Annotated in this window: 18 protein-coding genes; 15 read left to right on the top strand and 3 right to left on the bottom strand. The window is 39.1% G+C overall.

The features are described 5' to 3' along the window. Nucleotides 1-4: 4 nt before the first annotated feature. Nucleotides 5-2,455, top strand: a complete 2,451-nt coding sequence (gene priA, locus CLV94_RS11150) for a replication restart helicase PriA (RefSeq protein ID WP_121376559.1) — start codon at nucleotides 5-7, stop codon at nucleotides 2,453-2,455. Here the strand turns inward: priA and CLV94_RS11145 are convergent. Further along, nucleotides 2,452-3,147 carry a LytR/AlgR family response regulator transcription factor gene (locus CLV94_RS11145; RefSeq protein ID WP_056065783.1) on the bottom strand — a complete coding sequence of 232 codons (696 nt, stop codon included), beginning with the start codon at nucleotides 3,145-3,147 and terminating at the stop codon, nucleotides 2,452-2,454. The two genes, priA and CLV94_RS11145, sit on opposite strands and share 4 nt — an antisense overlap. A 172-nt stretch (nucleotides 3,148-3,319) precedes the next feature. On the opposite strand from CLV94_RS11145, the gene rpsF reads away from it, so the two are divergent. The 5 genes from rpsF to ligA all read left to right on the top strand — a co-directional run bounded on the left by rpsF (nucleotide 3,320) and on the right by ligA (nucleotide 7,207). Then, nucleotides 3,320-3,661, top strand: a complete 342-nt coding sequence (rpsF, locus tag CLV94_RS11140; RefSeq protein WP_121376558.1) for a 30S ribosomal protein S6 — start codon at nucleotides 3,320-3,322, stop codon at nucleotides 3,659-3,661. Nucleotides 3,662-3,666: 5 nt separating this feature from the next. Continuing rightward, nucleotides 3,667-3,963 carry a 30S ribosomal protein S18 gene (rpsR, locus tag CLV94_RS11135; protein ID WP_002987043.1) on the top strand — a complete coding sequence of 99 codons (297 nt, stop codon included), beginning with the start codon at nucleotides 3,667-3,669 and terminating at the stop codon, nucleotides 3,961-3,963. A gap of 63 nt (nucleotides 3,964-4,026) precedes the next feature. Then, a complete protein-coding gene (gene rplI, locus CLV94_RS11130) occupies nucleotides 4,027-4,467 on the top strand; it encodes a 50S ribosomal protein L9 (RefSeq protein WP_121376557.1) in 441 nt (146 codons plus the stop codon). A 191-nt stretch (nucleotides 4,468-4,658) separates the two neighbouring features. Beyond that, nucleotides 4,659-5,135 (top strand): DUF6495 family protein, encoded by a 477-nt coding sequence (locus tag CLV94_RS11125; RefSeq protein ID WP_121376635.1) that lies wholly within the window; start codon nucleotides 4,659-4,661, stop codon nucleotides 5,133-5,135. 74 nt (nucleotides 5,136-5,209) lie between these two features. Beyond that, the gene (ligA, locus tag CLV94_RS11120; protein WP_121376556.1) at nucleotides 5,210-7,207 is read left to right on the top strand and encodes an NAD-dependent DNA ligase LigA; all 1,998 of its coding nucleotides are present in this window, start codon (nucleotides 5,210-5,212) and stop codon (nucleotides 7,205-7,207) included. Nucleotides 7,208-7,275: 68 nt separating this feature from the next. On the opposite strand, the gene CLV94_RS11115 is transcribed toward ligA, so the two are convergent. Further along, complete coding sequence (locus CLV94_RS11115; protein ID WP_121376555.1) at nucleotides 7,276-8,190, bottom strand: bifunctional metallophosphatase/5'-nucleotidase; 915 nt, start codon at nucleotides 8,188-8,190, stop codon at nucleotides 7,276-7,278. Nucleotides 8,191-8,224: 34 nt separating this feature from the next. Continuing rightward, nucleotides 8,225-9,004, bottom strand: a complete 780-nt coding sequence (locus CLV94_RS11110; RefSeq protein WP_121376554.1) for a 5'-nucleotidase C-terminal domain-containing protein — start codon at nucleotides 9,002-9,004, stop codon at nucleotides 8,225-8,227. A gap of 49 nt (nucleotides 9,005-9,053) precedes the next feature. Between CLV94_RS11110 and CLV94_RS11105 the strand changes: the two genes are divergently transcribed. The 9 genes from CLV94_RS11105 to fabV all read left to right on the top strand — a co-directional run bounded on the left by CLV94_RS11105 (nucleotide 9,054) and on the right by fabV (nucleotide 17,431). Continuing rightward, nucleotides 9,054-9,572 carry a DUF6913 domain-containing protein gene (locus CLV94_RS11105; RefSeq protein WP_121376553.1) on the top strand — a complete coding sequence of 173 codons (519 nt, stop codon included), beginning with the start codon at nucleotides 9,054-9,056 and terminating at the stop codon, nucleotides 9,570-9,572. Between the two features lie 2 nt (nucleotides 9,573-9,574). Next, entirely contained in the window at nucleotides 9,575-10,456 is an 882-nt protein-coding gene (gene dapA / locus CLV94_RS11100; protein ID WP_121376552.1) for a 4-hydroxy-tetrahydrodipicolinate synthase, read from the top strand. An 18-nt stretch (nucleotides 10,457-10,474) separates the two neighbouring features. Beyond that, the gene (locus CLV94_RS11095; protein ID WP_121376551.1) at nucleotides 10,475-10,984 is read left to right on the top strand and encodes a ferritin; all 510 of its coding nucleotides are present in this window, start codon (nucleotides 10,475-10,477) and stop codon (nucleotides 10,982-10,984) included. Between the two features lie 171 nt (nucleotides 10,985-11,155). Next, entirely contained in the window at nucleotides 11,156-11,962 is an 807-nt protein-coding gene (locus tag CLV94_RS11090) for an outer membrane protein assembly factor BamD (protein WP_121376634.1), read from the top strand. A gap of 9 nt (nucleotides 11,963-11,971) precedes the next feature. After that, the gene (locus tag CLV94_RS11085; RefSeq protein ID WP_121376550.1) at nucleotides 11,972-12,289 is read left to right on the top strand and encodes a DNA-directed RNA polymerase subunit omega; all 318 of its coding nucleotides are present in this window, start codon (nucleotides 11,972-11,974) and stop codon (nucleotides 12,287-12,289) included. 5 nt (nucleotides 12,290-12,294) lie between these two features. Then, nucleotides 12,295-13,506: a bifunctional phosphopantothenoylcysteine decarboxylase/phosphopantothenate--cysteine ligase CoaBC gene (gene coaBC / locus CLV94_RS11080; RefSeq protein ID WP_121376549.1), complete on the top strand. Its 1,212-nt coding sequence runs from the start codon at nucleotides 12,295-12,297 to the stop codon at nucleotides 13,504-13,506. Further along, nucleotides 13,499-14,383: a type IX secretion system protein PorD gene (gene porD, locus CLV94_RS11075; protein ID WP_121376548.1), complete on the top strand. Its 885-nt coding sequence runs from the start codon at nucleotides 13,499-13,501 to the stop codon at nucleotides 14,381-14,383. Before coaBC ends, porD begins: the two co-directional genes overlap by 8 nt. Before the next feature lie 132 nt (nucleotides 14,384-14,515). Beyond that, nucleotides 14,516-16,168, top strand: coding sequence for a DNA repair protein RecN (gene recN / locus CLV94_RS11070; RefSeq protein WP_121376547.1), 1,653 nt, complete (start codon nucleotides 14,516-14,518; stop codon nucleotides 16,166-16,168). Between the two features lie 69 nt (nucleotides 16,169-16,237). Then, the gene (gene fabV, locus CLV94_RS11065) at nucleotides 16,238-17,431 is read left to right on the top strand and encodes an enoyl-ACP reductase FabV (RefSeq protein WP_121376546.1); all 1,194 of its coding nucleotides are present in this window, start codon (nucleotides 16,238-16,240) and stop codon (nucleotides 17,429-17,431) included. Nucleotides 17,432-17,452: the final 21 nt, after the last annotated feature.

Here is a 17,452-nt window from a genome sequence, read left to right as displayed (position 1 = left end):
TTAAATGTATTTTGTAGAAGTCATTCTTCCCCTGTCACTGTCCAAAACTTTTACCTATAAAGTTTCAGAAGCAGAATACAACTACATCAAAAAAGGAATGCGCATTGCAGTGCCTTTCGGCAAGAGCAAAATCTATACGGCGCTGGCAATCGAGCTCCATCAAAACGAGCCCACGCTCTACGAGGCCAAAGAGATCCACCAGATATTAGACGAGTCACCTTTAGTGACCGAAATCCAGATTGCCCATTGGCAATGGATCGCCTCCTATTATATGTGCGCCATCGGCGACGTATACCGCGGTGCCATGCCGTCGGCCTTTCTGCTCGAAAGCGAAACCATCATTTCGCAAAAACAAGATGCCGTAGTCGACGAGCTGCAGCTTACCGATGAAGAATTCCTGATTTACGATGCCCTGCAGCATCAAAGCTCGCTTAAAGTACAAGACATCATCGCTATCGTAGGCAAGAAGAACGTCTTTCCCATTATCCAAAAACTGATCGACCGCAATATCTTGGTACTCCAAGAAGAAGTCATAGAACTCTATAAGCCCAAGCTCACGCGCTACATTCGCCTGCACCAAGACTATGCCGCCGAAGAGAATCTGGTAGCGCTTTTAGACAATCTGAAAAACGCCAAGAAGCAGAAAGACATCCTGCTCAGTTATTTTCAGCTCAATGCTTCGCAGAAGAAGCCTATTTCCGTAAAGCAATTGGTCGAAAATTCAAAAGTCTCGTCCACTGTCGTAAAAGCATTGGTAGACAAAAACATCTTTGAAGAATACCACCTGCAAGAAGACCGCGTTTCTTTCGATAAAAACCAAAAAGAAAAGAACCTGCAGCTAAGCACCGCACAGCAGCAAGCCTTTGACGGAATCGCTGCCGCCTTTACCGAAAAAGACGTATGCCTTCTGCATGGCGTAACCTCCAGCGGCAAGACCGAAATTTACATACAGCTTATCGAAGACTATCTGGCAGTCGGAAAACAAGTACTCTATCTTCTGCCCGAAATTGCCCTTACGACCCAATTGGTCGGACGACTTACGGCGCACTTCGGAAACCAAGTGGCCGTCTTCCATTCCAAATACACCAACAACGAACGCGTAGAAGTCTGGAGACAAGTGCTGGAAGATTCGCCAAAAGCCAAGATCGTGATAGGAGCAAGGTCGGCGCTCTTTCTGCCGTTCCAAGAATTAGGACTCATTATTATAGACGAAGAACACGAGCAGACGTTCAAGCAATACGATCCCGCTCCGAGATATCATGCCCGCGATGCCGCTATCGTTTTGGCGAATTCCCACAAATCAAAAGTGCTTTTAGGTTCTGCCACGCCAAGCCTGGAAACCTATTTTAATGCGGCGAGCAGCAAATACGGCCTTGTAGAAATTACCGAACGCTTCGGCAACGTAATGATGCCCGAAATCGAACTGGTAGACCTCAAAGACAAATACTTCCGCAAAAGGATGAAAGGCCATTTTAGCGACACGCTTTTAGAAAACATGGCAGAAGCCTTGGCTTTGGGAGAGCAGATCATCCTGTTCCAAAACCGACGCGGCTATTCGCCTGTATTGGAATGCATCACCTGCGGCCACGTGCCCGAATGTCCCCAATGCGACGTCAGCCTGACCTATCATAAAAACAAGAACCAGCTCCGTTGCCACTATTGCGGCTACTCTATGGCCAAGCCGACCAACTGCCACAACTGTTCCAGCGTAGACCTGACAACCAAAGGATTCGGAACCGAACAGATTGAGATGGAGCTCGCTTCGCTGTTTCCAGAAAAGAAAACCGGACGCATGGACCAAGACACTACCCGCGGCAAATACGGCTACGAAAAGATCATCGACAGCTTCAAGAACCGCGAAATAGATATCTTGGTCGGAACCCAGATGCTAGCAAAAGGATTGGACTTTGACAATGTGTCCTTAGTCGGAATCATGAATGCCGACAATATGCTCTACCATCCCGATTTTCGTGCCTTCGAAAGAAGCTACCAGATGATGACGCAGGTATCGGGCAGGGCAGGACGCTCCGAAAAAAGAGGCAAGGTCGTCATCCAGACCTACAATCCGAACCACAATACCATCCAGCAGGTTACCAACAACGATTATATCGGCATGTATAAGGAACAATTATACGACCGCCATATCTTTAAATACCCTCCTTATTATAGGCTGATCAAGATTACGCTCAAGCACCGTGATTTCGACAAGCTTAAAGAAGGAGCCATGTGGCTGTACCAAGTCATGAGCCAAAATCTGGACATGCCTGTTTTAGGTCCGGAAGAACCTGCCATAAGCCGCATACGAAACGAATACATCCGCACGATCATGATTAAGATTCCGCAAAACCAGCCATTAGGAGGCATAAAAAAAACTATCCAGAAAATGCTGAATAGTTTTGAAGCGGTACCGCAATACAGGCCGATAAAGACGGCTGTTAATGTCGATTTTTATTAGGCCGAAGCTAAGGCTTTCACCAAGTCTTCTTTTTTGTTTCTGCTCAATGGGATTTTAGTCACGCCGATCTCTGCAAACTTGCTGTTGAATTTGTCTACCTTGTCAATATTGATAATAAAGGACTTGTGCACGCGTATAAAACGCTCTTTAGACAAATCGTTCTCAAAAGATTTCATGGTCGACAATACCAGATGGTTTTCGTCTTCGGTAACCACCTTTACATAATCGCCATACGCCTCGATCCATTTGATTTTTGACGTAAAGATCTTCAATTTCTTAAGATTGCTCTTGATAAAGATATGCTCGCTGTCTTCATCGATATTTTCCTTGCGCAACAAATATAAGTCCATGGCTCTTTTTACGGCAGCATTAAAGCGCTGTGGCGAAATAGGCTTTTGGAGATAATCGGTAGCATCATAATCGAACGCTTTCACGGCATATTCTGCTTTAGAAGTAATAAAGATAATCTGCGGTTTTACTTTTAAACCGTCAAGCAAATCAAAACCGTTAATGACGGGCATTTCGATATCGAGAAAAATAAGGTCTACCTCTTTATTGGTAAGACAATTCTTTGTTTCTATGGCATTTGAAAAATCGCCCACCAAATTCAGGTTCGGATGATTGGCAACCAGCTTGGTTACCGTCATTCTCTGAATGGCACTGTCATCCACTACGACACAATTCAATTTCATAATAATCGGAATTTATAGATTGGGTACGATAAATGTAGGATAATTTTTTTATAAAAAAACAATCTTTTGCCCGTTTTTTTGTACTTCGTCGAATATAGTCATTTTTCGCTTGCAGATTAAAAATAAATAGTTACTTTTGCACCCAATTTTATAACAAATAAAATATATTATTATGAATCATTATGAGACTGTTTTCATCTTGAATCCCGTTTTATCTGAAGTACAGGTAAAGGAAACAGTAAGCAAATTCGAAGATTTTCTTACTTCCAGAGGAGCAGAGATGGTATCAAAAGAGGATTGGGGCCTAAAAAAAATGGCGTACGAAATCCAACACAAAAAAAGTGGTTTTTACCATTTATTTGAGTTCAAAGTAGCTCCTGAAGTATTAATCGCTTTCGAAACTGAATTCAGACGTGACGAAAGAGTTATGCGTTTCTTGACTGTAAGTCTTGATAAACATGCAATTTCTTGGGCAGAAAGAAGAAGAGCAAAATTAAAAGCAGCTAAAGCGTAATTATTATGTCAACGATCGAACAATCAGCAAAAGGAAAAAAAGACGGAGATATCAGATATCTAACGCCTTTGAACATAGAAACTAACAAAACTAAAAAGTATTGTCGTTTCAAAAAATCTGGAATCAAATATATCGATTATAAAGATGCAGATTTCTTATTGAAATTCGTTAACGAACAAGGGAAAATCCTTCCACGTCGTTTAACTGGAACTTCATTGAAATACCAAAGAAAAGTGTCTGTAGCTGTGAAAAGAGCAAGACATTTAGCTTTAATGCCATACGTGGCCGATTTACTAAAATAATAAAAACAAAGTTGTTGGTTTCTCGTCAAACGGAACCTAACTTCTCTTAATAAGGACAACAACATGGAACTTATATTAAAAAAAGACGTACAAAATTTAGGTTTTAAAGACGATGTAGTAACTGTGAAAAACGGATACGGTCGTAACTTTTTGATCCCGCAAGGTTTTGCTCAAATGGCAACTCCTTCTGCTAAAAAAGTATTAGCTGAGAACCTAAAACAAAAAGCTCATAAAGAAGCTAAAATTGTTGACGATGCTAAGAAATTGGCAGAAGCACTAAAAGCTCTTGAAATCAAAATTGCTGCTAAAGCAGGTGGTGAGAAACTTTTTGGTTCTATCACTAACATTGATATCGCTGAAGCTTTAGAGAAACAAGGTCAATCAATCGACAGAAAATACATCACTTCTGGAATCGTTAAACGTACTGGTAAATATACTGCTAGTGTTAGATTGCACAGAGATGTTATCGTTGAGTTGCCTTACGAAATCGTAGCTGAGAAATAATATTTTCAAGTACTGAAATACAAAAGTCCCGATGCAAGTCGGGATTTTTTTTGTTTCAAAATTCAATATTCCAAATTCAGAGTTCGTTATTGATTTTTAAATTTTGAATACTCAACTTGGAATATTGAACTTTGAAAGCTTATATAGAGTATAATTAAATGAAGGAAGATTGCTTCTTTCCTTGTGACGACATGAAATACAGAAGACTAACAAAAGAGCAATTCGAAGCGCTTCATCAAGAATTTGCCAATTTCTTGGCTACGCAATCAATCGATAAAAAAGAATGGGATACGATCAAGGCAGAAAAGCCTGAAGTAGCCGAACAAGAACTAGATGTGTTTTCAGACCTGATCTGGGAAGGCGTACTGACAGGAGCACACTACTTAGAGCACTTTTCTAAAAATTATATTTTTCTTTTTCACTGCCAGGAAAAAGTGGTGAAGTCTATCGTTTTGAAATCATTGGTACAAGAAGTCGATTTTATGACTAGAGAAGGCTTGCAGTGGCTGAGCGACAATATGTTTACCGAAACCGTAGAAATCAAGCTAGGCCAAAAGGACTATGAAGAAGAAAGAAACAGCTCGATCTTCAACCTGATCCAGCAAGGCGCTATCTTGAGCGACGGCCAATTATACCTGCAAATTAATGGGATAATTCAAGCTTCATAAATACAAATATTTAGTAGAAATTGGTTATTTTAGTGCTCTGTTTTCAGAAAACTAAACTAGCCAATTTCTTTTTTATGGACATTCAGAATACCATCCAATCATTACGCGAAGAGCTCAACCTGCACAATCATAATTACTATGTTTTGGATACGCCCACGATATCCGATTATGATTTCGACCAAAAGCTAAAAGAGCTGCAAGATCTTGAAAGCAAGCATCCTGAGTTTTTTGATGAAAATTCCCCGACGCAGCGAGTGGGCGGGATGATTACCAAGAACTTCGCGACAATCACCCATAAAAATAGGATGTATTCCTTAGACAATTCCTATTCCAAAGAAGATGTATTGGATTGGGAAAAAAGAATCCAGAAGATTTTAGGCGATGTGCCTTTAGAATATACCTGCGAGCTAAAATACGACGGCGCTTCTATTTCCATGACCTACGAACACGGAAAGCTAAAACGCGCGGTAACGCGCGGCGACGGTTTTCAAGGCGATGAAGTAACGAATAACATCAAGACTATCAAATCCGTTCCGTTGCAGCTGAAAGGAGATTTTCCAGACAGTTTTGAAATACGCGGCGAGATTATCCTGCCATTGGAAGGTTTTGCCAAGATGAACCAGGAGTTGATTGAAATAGGCGAAACGCCTTATTCTAATCCTAGAAATACCGCCTCTGGCAGCTTGAAGCTGCAAGACAGCACAGAAGTAGCCAAACGTCCGTTAGATTGCTTATTGTATACTTTTATTGGCAATGATGTCAAATTTGCAACGCATTTTGAAAGCCTTGAAAAAGCAAGAAGCTTCGGATTTAAAGTGCCCAAAGAAGCCAAATTGGTAAAAAACGTTGACGAAATTTTTGAATTCATCGATTACTGGAATATCCATCGCCACGAACTGCCGTATGAAACAGACGGCGTGGTCGTGAAGGTAAACAATCTGCACTATCAAGATGAATTAGGCTATACTTCAAAAGCGCCGCGTTGGGCGATTGCCTATAAGTTCAAAGCAGAACAAGTTTCAACCAAATTAAATTCTATTTCGTATCAGGTAGGACGCACAGGAGCGATTACGCCGGTAGCGAATCTAGAACCGGTACAATTGGCGGGTACGATCGTGAAGCGTGCTTCTTTGCATAACGCAGACCAGATCGAAAAACTCGATATCCGCGTTGGTGATGAAGTTTTTGTAGAAAAAGGAGGCGAGATTATCCCAAAGATTATCGGCGTAGACTTTACCAAGCGTTCTTTAGATCTGCTGCCGACAGTTTACATCACCAATTGTCCAGAATGCCAGACCGAACTAATCCGAAAAGAAGGCGAAGCCCAGCATTATTGTCCGAACTTTTACGGCTGCCCGCCCCAGATTATCGGACGAATCCAGCACTATATTTCCCGAAAGGCGATGGATATTGAAGGATTAGGAGGAGAGACAGTTGCTTTGCTGTTTAATAATCACCTTGTGCAGAATTATGCCGATTTGTATGACCTTACGGTAGATCAAGTGATTCCGTTAGAAAGAATGGCGCAGAAATCGGCAGAAAACTTGGTCAATGGAATCGAGAAATCCAAAGAAGTTCCGTTTGAAAGAGTCTTATTTGCACTGGGAATCCGTTATGTAGGAGAGACCGTAGCAAAAAAACTTGCCAAGCATTACCAGACAATCGACAATTTGGGCAACGCCAGCTTAATGGACTTGATACTGGTAGATGAAATCGGAGAACGAATTGCGCAAAGTGTTGTAGAATTCTTTGAAAATCCAGAGAACCAGATAATCATCCAGAGATTAAAAGATTACGGCGTACAATTGGAAGCAAAAACAGTCTTTAATCCAGATGCGACCGATAAACTAGCAGGCAAGACCTTCGTGGTTTCGGGAGTATTTGAGAAATTCTCTCGCGATGACCTAAAGAAATCCATAGAAGATAACGGCGGAAAAGTAGGGAGTTCTATTTCTGCCAAGACCGATTATGTGGTTGCAGGCGATAATATGGGGCCAGCAAAACTGGAAAAAGCAAATAAACTAAACGTACCGATAATTTCGGAAGATGATTTTATCGCAATGTTGCAGTAATATTGAAAGTAACTACTAAAAAAGGCTCGTGATATACGAGCCTTTTTTATTTTGGATATTGTTTGCAGTTAGACTACTATAGTCCTTCCTGAATGCGATTTGTTTTTGTCTGTATCAAAATAAAAATCAATACGTCCAAGGTTGATTCCGTAGCAGCCTACTTGGTTTACTAAAGTATCAATTCCGTCAAGGTTTTTTACGATGGTCGGCTTGTCAAGGAAAGTATGTGTATGCCCGCCAATAATCAAATCGATATCTCTTGTAGCGGCGGCTAATTTTAAATCAGAAACTTTGTTCGGGTCGTTTTTGTATGCGTATCCAATGTGAGAAAGGCAAATAATCAGGTCGCATTTTTCCTGCATTTTTAAGATTCGCGTCATTTCTTGCGATACGGAAATGGGGTCGTTATAAACAGTTTCTTTGTAGTTTTTTTTATCCACTAAACCGTCCAATTCAACGCCCAATCCAAAAACGCCAATCTTGATGCCGTCTTTCACAAAAACCTTATAGGGCTTGACGATTCCGTCCAATACCGTATTTTTAAAATCATAATTAGCGCTGACGAAGTCAAATTTGGCATTGTGCAATTGCGAATAAAAACCGTCAATTCCGTTGTCGAAATCGTGATTTCCCATTGTAGCCAGATCGTATTTTAGCATGCTCATTAGCTTAAATTCCAATTCGCCGCCGTAATAATTGAAATAAGGCGTGCCTTGAAAAATATCACCAGCATCCAAAAGCAATACATTCGGATTTTCTTTACGAATGCTTTCGATCAAGCTTGCTCTTCTCGAAACACCACCCATATTAGGATTTTTTGCATCTGTTGCAGGAAATGGATCGATATGGCTATGAACGTCATTCGTATGTAAAATCGTGATGTGTTTTTTATCAATCGGCGCAAAGCTGCTCAATGACAATCCGCCAACAGTCAATAATGCGGAACCGGCTACTGTTTTTTGTATAAAATCTCTTCTTTTCATTTTTGTGTCTTTTTGGCTTCTTTAGAATTGGGAACTACTCAACAATAATTCTCTTGTTCGTCAAAACAGGAATGGTGTCGGTTTCTTTGAAATAATCGATCCAAACATTTCGAAGTTTGTAATCTAAAGAAGTCATGGTTCCTTTTTTAAAGAAATTCATGCTGTCGCCGCCGTTGTACAGATAATCATTTGTGGCTACGTAATAGGTTTTGTTCAGATCTAAAGGTTTTCCTTGTACCGTAATGCTTTTGTAAGCAGAAGCGTCTTTGTTTAAGATAATTTCCATTCCCGAAAGCGGATGCGGTTTTTTCTCAGCAATCAGATAATTGACCATTTCTACAATCTGCTCGCCTTTTAGGGCAACCACTACCAATTCGTTTTCAAAAGGCATTAATTCAAAGGCGGTACGTGTCGTTACGTTTCCTTTTGAAATCATGCTTCGGATACCGCCATGGTTCAGCAAGCAGATGTCGACAGATTTGTTTTCGCGCTTTTGAAAAATTTTATTGGCTGCGGCAAGCGTTATATCGGCCTGAAGGCTTCCAATACTGGTCTGCCATTCACCTTTGCTCTTGTCTAAAGTTTCCGGTGCATACGCTAAAACCTGATTCATGTCTTTGTCGATATTTTCGCGATAAGGTTTTATAAATTCCTCGATAGCAGGAGTTTCCGGATTTGTATTGGTGACGCCGATTTGCTTTCCTTCGATTTTAGAAACATACGCTTTTTGATTCGAGCAAGAAAGTGCAAGAAATAATGTTAGAATTAAAACAAATTGTCTTGCAGCGGCGTTATAGTTTTTTAGTTTTAGCATCTGAAATACGGCTTATTTAATTAAATTTGTAATCACAAGTAAAAGTACTATGTTTTTAAAATTTTTCAAGAATTTTTCTGCAAAAAGAACATTAAAAAATAGTTCCCTGCATGTAAAGGGAAACCCTTCGACCGAAACGATAAAAACAGTCGGACTGCTCATTGATAAGACCTATTTTGAAGACAAAGTCAATTTGATAGAAGAGCTTTTGGCTAACGGAATCAAGAGAGAAGACATACAAATTTTGCTTTATAAAGACCGTTTCAAGAAAAAAGAAGTTATTAATTATCCGAGTTTCAGCCACAAAGATTTGAGCTGGAAAGGAACGCTGGAAAATAAGAATGTAAGGGACTTTGCCGAGAAGGAATTTGATATGCTCATCAGTTATTACGATACTGAGAAAGCGCCCTTGATGATTACGACTTTCAAGTCGAAAGCGAATTTTAAAGTGGGATTTTCAACCATCGACAAAAGATTGAATCATTTTATGATCAATACCAATGCCGAAAATTATAAGGTTTTTGTTTCTGAATTATTCAAATATCTAAAAATACTAAATAAAATATAATTATGCAGTCACTTATTGGAACAGGCGTTGCGCTTGTCACACCATTCAAAAAAGATTTTTCTGTTGATGTCGAGGCCTTAAAAAGAATCGTAAATTATCAGATCGATAACGGAATCAACTATCTTGTTGTTTTAGGGACGACAGGCGAGCCGGCTACATTAAAGAAAGAAGAAAAAGAATTGGTCATAAAAACCGTAATCGAAACCAATAACGGAAGATTGCCATTGGTTTTGGGTGTTGGCGGCAATAATACTGCAGAAGTTGTGGAGGAACTAAAAACCAGAGATTTTACAGGATTTTCAGCAGTTCTTTCTGTTTCGCCTTACTATAACAAGCCTACGCAAGAAGGAATCTATCAGCATTTTAAAGCGATTGCAGAAGCTTCGCCGCTTCCGGTAATCTTGTACAATGTTCCGGGAAGAACAGCTAGCAATGTCTTGCCGTCGACAGTACTTCGCTTGGCGAATGATTTCAAAAATGTCGTGGGAATTAAAGAAGCTGCGGGAGATATTGTTCAGGCTATGAAATTGATTCAGGACAAGCCAAAAGATTTCTTGGTAATTTCTGGCGATGATATGGTAACACTACCGATGGTTTTGGCCGGTGGAGCAGGAGTGATTTCAGTAATTGCAGAAGGTTTTCCAAAACAATTTTCAGAAATGGTGCGTTTGGGATTGGAAAGAAAAGTTGACGAAGCTTACCAGTTGCATTACCAACTTGCCGATTCTATCGACATGATTTTTGAGCAAGGAAACCCAGCTGGTGTTAAAGAAATCTTTAAATCTTTGGGATTGTCAGAAAATACAGTACGTTTGCCATTAGTTAATGTTAACGAAGATTTAGCAGGCAGAATTGACCAGTTTGTTAAAAAAACAGTAAATTAGTTTCAAAAAATAAAGATTATGTTGTCACAAACCATACAAGACGCGCTAAACAAACAAATAAAAGTAGAAGGAGATTCTTCTCAGATTTATCTTGCGATGGCTTCTTGGGCTGAAGTTCAAGGTTTTGAAGGAATATCAACTTTTATGTTTGCGCAGTCAGAAGAAGAAAGAATGCACATGCTGAAATTGGTAAAATACATCAACCAAAGAGGCGGCCAAGCTAAAATATCTGCTACTGTTGAGCCTGTACTTGATTTGTCAAGCTATAAAGTGCTTTTCAAGCAATTATTGCAGCATGAAATTAAAGTTTCGGAAAGCATCAACGACTTGGTCGGTATTGCGTTAGACGAAAGAGACTATGCGACTCACAATTTCTTGCAATGGTATGTTGCCGAGCAGATAGAGGAAGAAGCAAACGCTAGATATATCCTAGATAAAATCAATTTGATCGGTGACGACAAAGGAGGTTTGTATCTTTTTGATAACGAAATGAAAAACTTTACGAGTCCGATTGCGACTGGAAAATAAATACAGAATTTAATCGTTAGAAAGGTGTCATTTTATTTGGCATCTTTTTTATTTTTAAGTCTTTTTGGAGCCTTAAAAAAATGTTTTTTTAATCTATAATTAATAACTAAATTTGCGGTTGATTTTTATACAGCCTCAAAAAGCTTGAAATCAGTAAATACAATCTTGAAAATGAACAGAATATTTTACATACTTTTAATCGCAATAGCCCTTGGTTCTTGCAGTCCTTATCAAAAAGCCTTAAAATCAGAGGATATCGCTGTAAAATATGACATCGCTTCAAAAATGTATGACGCTGGAAAATATACAAAAGCAATTCGACTTTTTGAGCAGATTGCGCCTTCTTACAGAGGAAAACCTGCGGCAGAAAAAATGTTCTATATGTTTGCGCAGTCGTATTATAAGACAAAACAGCATTATCTTGCCGGCTATCAGTTTGAAAGCTTTACATCAAGCTATCCAAAAAGCGAAAAGGCCGAAGAAGCTGCTTTCTTGAGTGCTGAAAGCTATTCAAAACTATCTCCGAGATATACTTTAGATCAAACGGATACGGATAAAGCAATTGATAAGTTACAAGCATTTATCAACCTGTATCCAAATTCTGAATACCTGCCAAGAGCGAACGAAATCGTAAAGACATTAAGAGAGAAGCTAGAGAAAAAAGCTTTTGAAAACGCAAAACAATACCATACGATTGGCGGTTATACACGTGATTATTCTGCAGCTATAAAAGCGTTAGACAATTTTATTGCAGACTATCCAGGAACGCCTTTCAAAGAAGATGCTCTATATTACCGATTTGATTCGGCTTATATTTTGGCCATCAACAGTGTAGAAAGCAAAAAGCAAGAACGATTGAACTTAGCGAAAGCTTCGTATGCTAATCTGATAAAATTTAATGAGTCGACACAATACAAAAAAGAGGTCGATGAAAAGCTTGCAAGAATCGAAAAAGAATTACAACAATTTTCTAATTAAATAAAAGTCATGGATTTAAAAAAGACTAATGCTCCAGTAAACACAATTACTTATAATAAGAGTGTGATCGAGGAACCGACAGGTAATGTGTATGAAGCGATTACGATTATGGCTAAAAGAGCAAATCAAATTAACTCTGAGATCAAAAAAGAATTGACAGAGAAATTAGAAGAGTTTGCTACCTATAATGACAGCTTAGAAGAAATTTTTGAAAACAAAGAGCAAATCGAAGTTTCAAAATTCTACGAAAAATTGCCAAAACCACACGCTTTAGCGGTACAGGAATGGCTAGAAGATAAAATCTATTACAGAGATACTACTAAATAATTACGATGTCTGTTTTAAGTGGTAAAAAAATAGTGCTGGGAGTTTCCGGTGGGATTGCCGCATATAAAACAGCTTCGCTAGTAAGATTATTCATAAAAGCAGGCGCCGATGTCCAAGTGGTCATGACGCCTGCTTCTAAGGATTTTGTGACACCGCTCACACTTTCCACGCTTTCTAAAAATCCGGTACATTCTACTTTTTACAACGAAGAAGACGAAAATGCTGTCTGGAACAATCATGTCGAATTAGGTCTTTGGGCCGATTTGATGCTTATTGCTCCCGCTACTGCAAATACGTTATCTAAGATGGCTAATGGTGTCTGTGATAACCTTTTGATTGCGACTTACCTTTCTGCTAAATGCCCGGTTTATTTTGCGCCTGCAATGGACTTGGATATGTATAAGCATCCTTCAACTTTAGCGAGTTTCAGATTATTAGAACAATTCGGAAATACAATTATTCCTGCCGAGTCAGGCGAATTGGCCAGCGGACTTTCAGGCGAAGGAAGAATGGCTGAACCTGAAAATATTATTGCCTTTCTTGAAGCTGATCTCGAAAGCAAATTGCCTTTAAAAGGAAAAAAAATACTAATTACTGCCGGACCTACATACGAAGCCATAGACCCCGTGCGTTTTATAGGCAACCATTCCTCTGGAAAGATGGGATTTGATATTGCAGAACAAGCAGCCAGCTTAGGAGCAGAAGTCATTTTGATTTCTGGACCGACGCACTTGAAGCCTAAAAGTTCCAAGATTCAGCAGATCAACGTGACTTCGGCACAGCAGATGTATGATGTTTCGCATGATTATTTTGATGCTGTTGATGCAGCCATAGCGGCAGCGGCAGTTGCGGATTATAGGCCTAAATTTCCTGCATCACAAAAAATAAAAAAGACGGAAGACGCTTTTACAATCGAGCTAGAAAAAACACAAGATATTCTTGCTTCTTTAGGAAAGCTGAAGAAAAAACAATTTCTGGTAGGATTTGCTTTAGAAACAGAAAATGAAATTGAAAATGCGAAGCAGAAAATCCAGAAAAAAAACCTAGATTTGATTGTTCTCAATTCATTGCAGGATGAAGGAGCTGGTTTTGGAAAATCGACAAATAAAGTTACCTTTATAGACAAGAATTTCAACATCGAGCCGATGCCTCTTAAATCAAAAGAAGCCGTGGCTGAAGATATTTTAAATAAAGTAATACAACATTTTTATGCGTAAGATATTATTTCTTTTGTTGCTCGTTGCCGGATCTGTTCAGGCTCAAGAATTGAACTGTACCGTAAAAATAAATTTCGACAGGATTACGAATGCCAATACGCAGATTTTTAAAACTCTGGAGCGTTCCTTGACCGAATTTGTAAACAAGACAAGATGGACAAACCAGACTTTTGGAGAAAATGAACGTATCGAATCGACCATGTTCATCAACGTTTCAGCCTATAGTTCAGACCAATTTTCGGCATCTATTCAGGTGCAGTCATCGCGTCCTGCATTTAATTCTACGTATTCTTCTCCGATTTTCAACTTTAACGACAAAGATTTTAATTTCAGGTATGTAGAGTTTGAAAACCTTATTTTCAATCCAAATAGCTATGATTCTAACTTAGTGTCGGTTATTGCCTTTTACAGCTATATCATCATGGGGCTGGATGCGGATTCTTTTTCGCCAAAAGGCGGAACTCCGTATTTTGAACTGGCACAAAATGTTGCAATCTTGGCACAACAAGGCGGTTCAAAAGGATGGAACCAATCAGACGGTAATATCTCAAGATACTTTTTGATCAACGACCTGATGTCCAATACATTTGCTCCGTATAGAGAAGCGCTTTACCAATACCATTCAACCGGAATTGACGTGATGAGCGACGACCTAAAAAAAGGAAAAGAAAACATCAAAAATTCTATAAAAACACTAGCTCAAATTTATGAGCTTCGACCAAATGCATTACTGACCCGCGTATTTTTTGATGCAAAATCAGATGAAATTGTTTCGATTTATACAGGTGGGCCTTCCATAGGGATAGCAGATTTAGTTGAAAACCTCAACAGGATTTCTCCTCTAAATTCAAGCAAGTGGGGCGGAATCCGATTTTAATTTTTTGAAGCTTTAACCAGCTATCCGTTCCAATCTTTTTAGCAAAAGTACCTTTTGCTAAAAAGGATTTCCACTTCTATCTGGGCTAGGCGACGGTGCAAATTTTTAACATCATTTCTAAATTTAAAGGCATTGCTGACATCACTATCCATAAAGAATTTTGCCCTTATCGAAAAGCTTGATATTGACTTTTCTGAGAATTTCTCTATCATTACAGGAGAGACAGGAGCCGGAAAATCGATCTTATTAGGAGCTTTAGGCTTAGTTTTGGGAAAAAGAGCGGACTTGAGCTCCTTAAAAAATAAAGAAGAAAAATGCGTCATCGAAGCGCAATTTGAAATAGCACGCTATAACCTCGAACCCTTTTTTGAAGCCAACGATCTGGATTTTGAAAAGCAAACCATTATCAGGAGAGAAATACTTCCTTCAGGAAAATCAAGAGCCTTTGTCAATGACAGTCCTGTAAACCTTCAAGAACTTCAAGAGTTGGGCGAATTTCTGATCGATATCCATTCGCAACATCAGACACAAGAACTTTCCGAAGAAAACTTCCAGTTCGATATTATTGATTCCATTGCCGGAAATACAAAAGAAATAGCCGAATATAAAGCGCTATTAAAAAAATATAAAAACCTAAAAAGTAATCTGTCTGCGCTGAAATCTAAGTTGCAAGACGCTTCAAAAGAACAAGATTATAATTCTTTTCTTTTAGAAGAATTGCTTGCTGCTAAATTAAAATTAGGCGAACAAGAAGAGCTAGAAAGTACTTTTGAGCAGTTGAACAATGTCGAATTAATCAAGGAAAATCTAGATCGCTCGCTTTCAATCGCAGAAGAAGAGCAGTTCGGCGTACTTCACAATCTGAAAGAAATAAAAGCGGCCCTTCAAAAAATTGCCGCCTTTTCACCGGATTATAACTCGTTGTCTGAAAGAGTAACTAGCGTTTCCATCGAATTTGACGATATTGTTTCCGAATTGAACCAAATTGCCGAATCTTTGATGAATGATCCAGAACAATTGGATTTGGTCAATCAAAAACTGCAGACCATTTACAACCTGCAGCAAAAACACCAAGTCAAGACAATTGATGAATTGCTGGAAATCCAGAACAGCCTTGATGAAAAAGTTATTTCTGTAGACAGCCTGCAAGCAGAAATCGAAACAGGAGAAAAAGAAATTACGGAAAGCGAAGCTCAATTGGATGCTATCGCTAAAACTATAAACGAAAAAAGACAAAAAGCAATTCCAGTGCTTACCGAAAAACTGATTGCTATTTTAGAGCTTTTAGGGATGCCAAATGTTCGCTTCCAGATTGAAGCTACTTTATCAGAAAGCTATCATGCCAACGGAAAAGACAATCTGCAATTTTTGTTTGCCGCAAATAAAGGTTCTGACTTTGGCTTGTTGAAAAAAACAGCTTCAGGCGGAGAATTGTCAAGAATTATGCTGGCCGTAAAATCAATTTTGGCACAGTATCAGAAACTGCCGACCATCATTTTTGATGAAATTGATACTGGAGTTTCAGGAGAAATAGCCCATAAGATGGGAGAAATCATGAAAGAAATGAGCAAGACGATGCAAGTCTTTGCTATTACGCATTTGCCGCAGATTGCTGCCAAAGGCAACTCGCATTTCAAAGTATTCAAGTCGACAGTAGGGGAGCAGACGCAATCCGAACTTAAGCTGCTCTCAAGCGAAGAAAGGATTGTCGAGATTGCGCAAATGCTTTCGGGAAAAGACATTTCCGACTCCGCCATAAATCACGCCAAGGCCTTGCTGAACTAAAAAAACAAAGGTATATTTGCCATTGCGGAACGCTAGTTTTATAATTTTTAATCGAATATATAAATTTTTATGATCATAGAACCAAGAATGAGAGGATTTATTTGCTTGACTGCACATCCAAAAGGTGCCGAGCAAAATGTTAAAAATCAGATTGAATACGTAAAGTCAAAAGGAAAAATTGAAGGCGCCAAAAAAGTCCTAGTGATTGGTGCTTCTACAGGATTTGGTTTGGCTTCTAGGATTACGAGCGCTTTTGGTTCTGATGCTGCTACTATTGGAATTTTCTTTGAAAAACCACCATTAGAAGGAAAAACAGCTTCGCCAGGCTGGTACAATTCGGCTGCTTTTGAAGCAGAAGCGCACAAAGTGGGTCTTTATGCAAAAAGCATAAATGGAGATGCCTTCTCGAATGAAGTGAAAGACCAAACCATTGATTTGATAAAAGCAGATTTAGGCCAGGTAGACTTGGTAATCTACAGTCTAGCTTCACCAGTAAGAACTAATCCGGTTACAGGAATCACGCACCGTTCGGTTTTAAAGCCAATCGGAAATACCTTTTCAAATAAGACAGTAGATTTCCATACAGGAAAAGTTTCAGAAATTTCGATAGAGCCAAGCAAAGAAGACGATATTGAAAATACAGTTGCCGTAATGGGCGGCGAAGATTGGTCTATGTGGATTGATGCCTTGAAAAAAGCAAATGTTTTGGCTCCAGGAGCGATGACAGTTGCCTATTCTTATATCGGGCCATCGTTGACAGAAGCCGTATACAGAAAAGGAACTATCGGACGTGCAAAAGACCATCTAGAAGCGACAGCATTTTCGATTACAGACAGCCTGAAAGATATTGGAGGAAAAGCCTATGTTTCTGTAAACAAAGCTTTGGTTACGCAAGCAAGCTCCGCTATTCCTGTTATTCCATTATACATTTCGTTGCTTTACAAAGTAATGAAAGAAGAAGGCGTACATGAAGGAACTATCGAGCAAATTCAAAGATTATACCAAGAAAGATTGTACTCAGGAGGAGAAATCCCGACTGATGAAAAAGGAAGAATCCGAATTGACGATTGGGAAATGCGTGATGATATCCAAGAAAAAGTAGCCGCATTATGGACAAAAGCTACAACAGAAAACCTTGCTGAGATTGGAGATTTGGAAGGATATAGAAAAGATTTCTATCACCTTTTCGGCTTCGAAGTACAAGGAGTTGATTATGCAGCAGATGCAAACGAAATGGTAGGTATTGATAGCATAAAATCATAGTTTTATAGCTGTTTATAACTT

The sequence above is a fragment of the Flavobacterium endophyticum genome, from assembly GCF_003634455.1.
GTDB lineage: Bacteria > Bacteroidota > Bacteroidia > Flavobacteriales > Flavobacteriaceae > Flavobacterium > Flavobacterium endophyticum.
The sequence above is the reverse complement of the archived record's forward strand: the minus strand, read 5'-3'. Positions and strand labels throughout refer to the sequence as shown.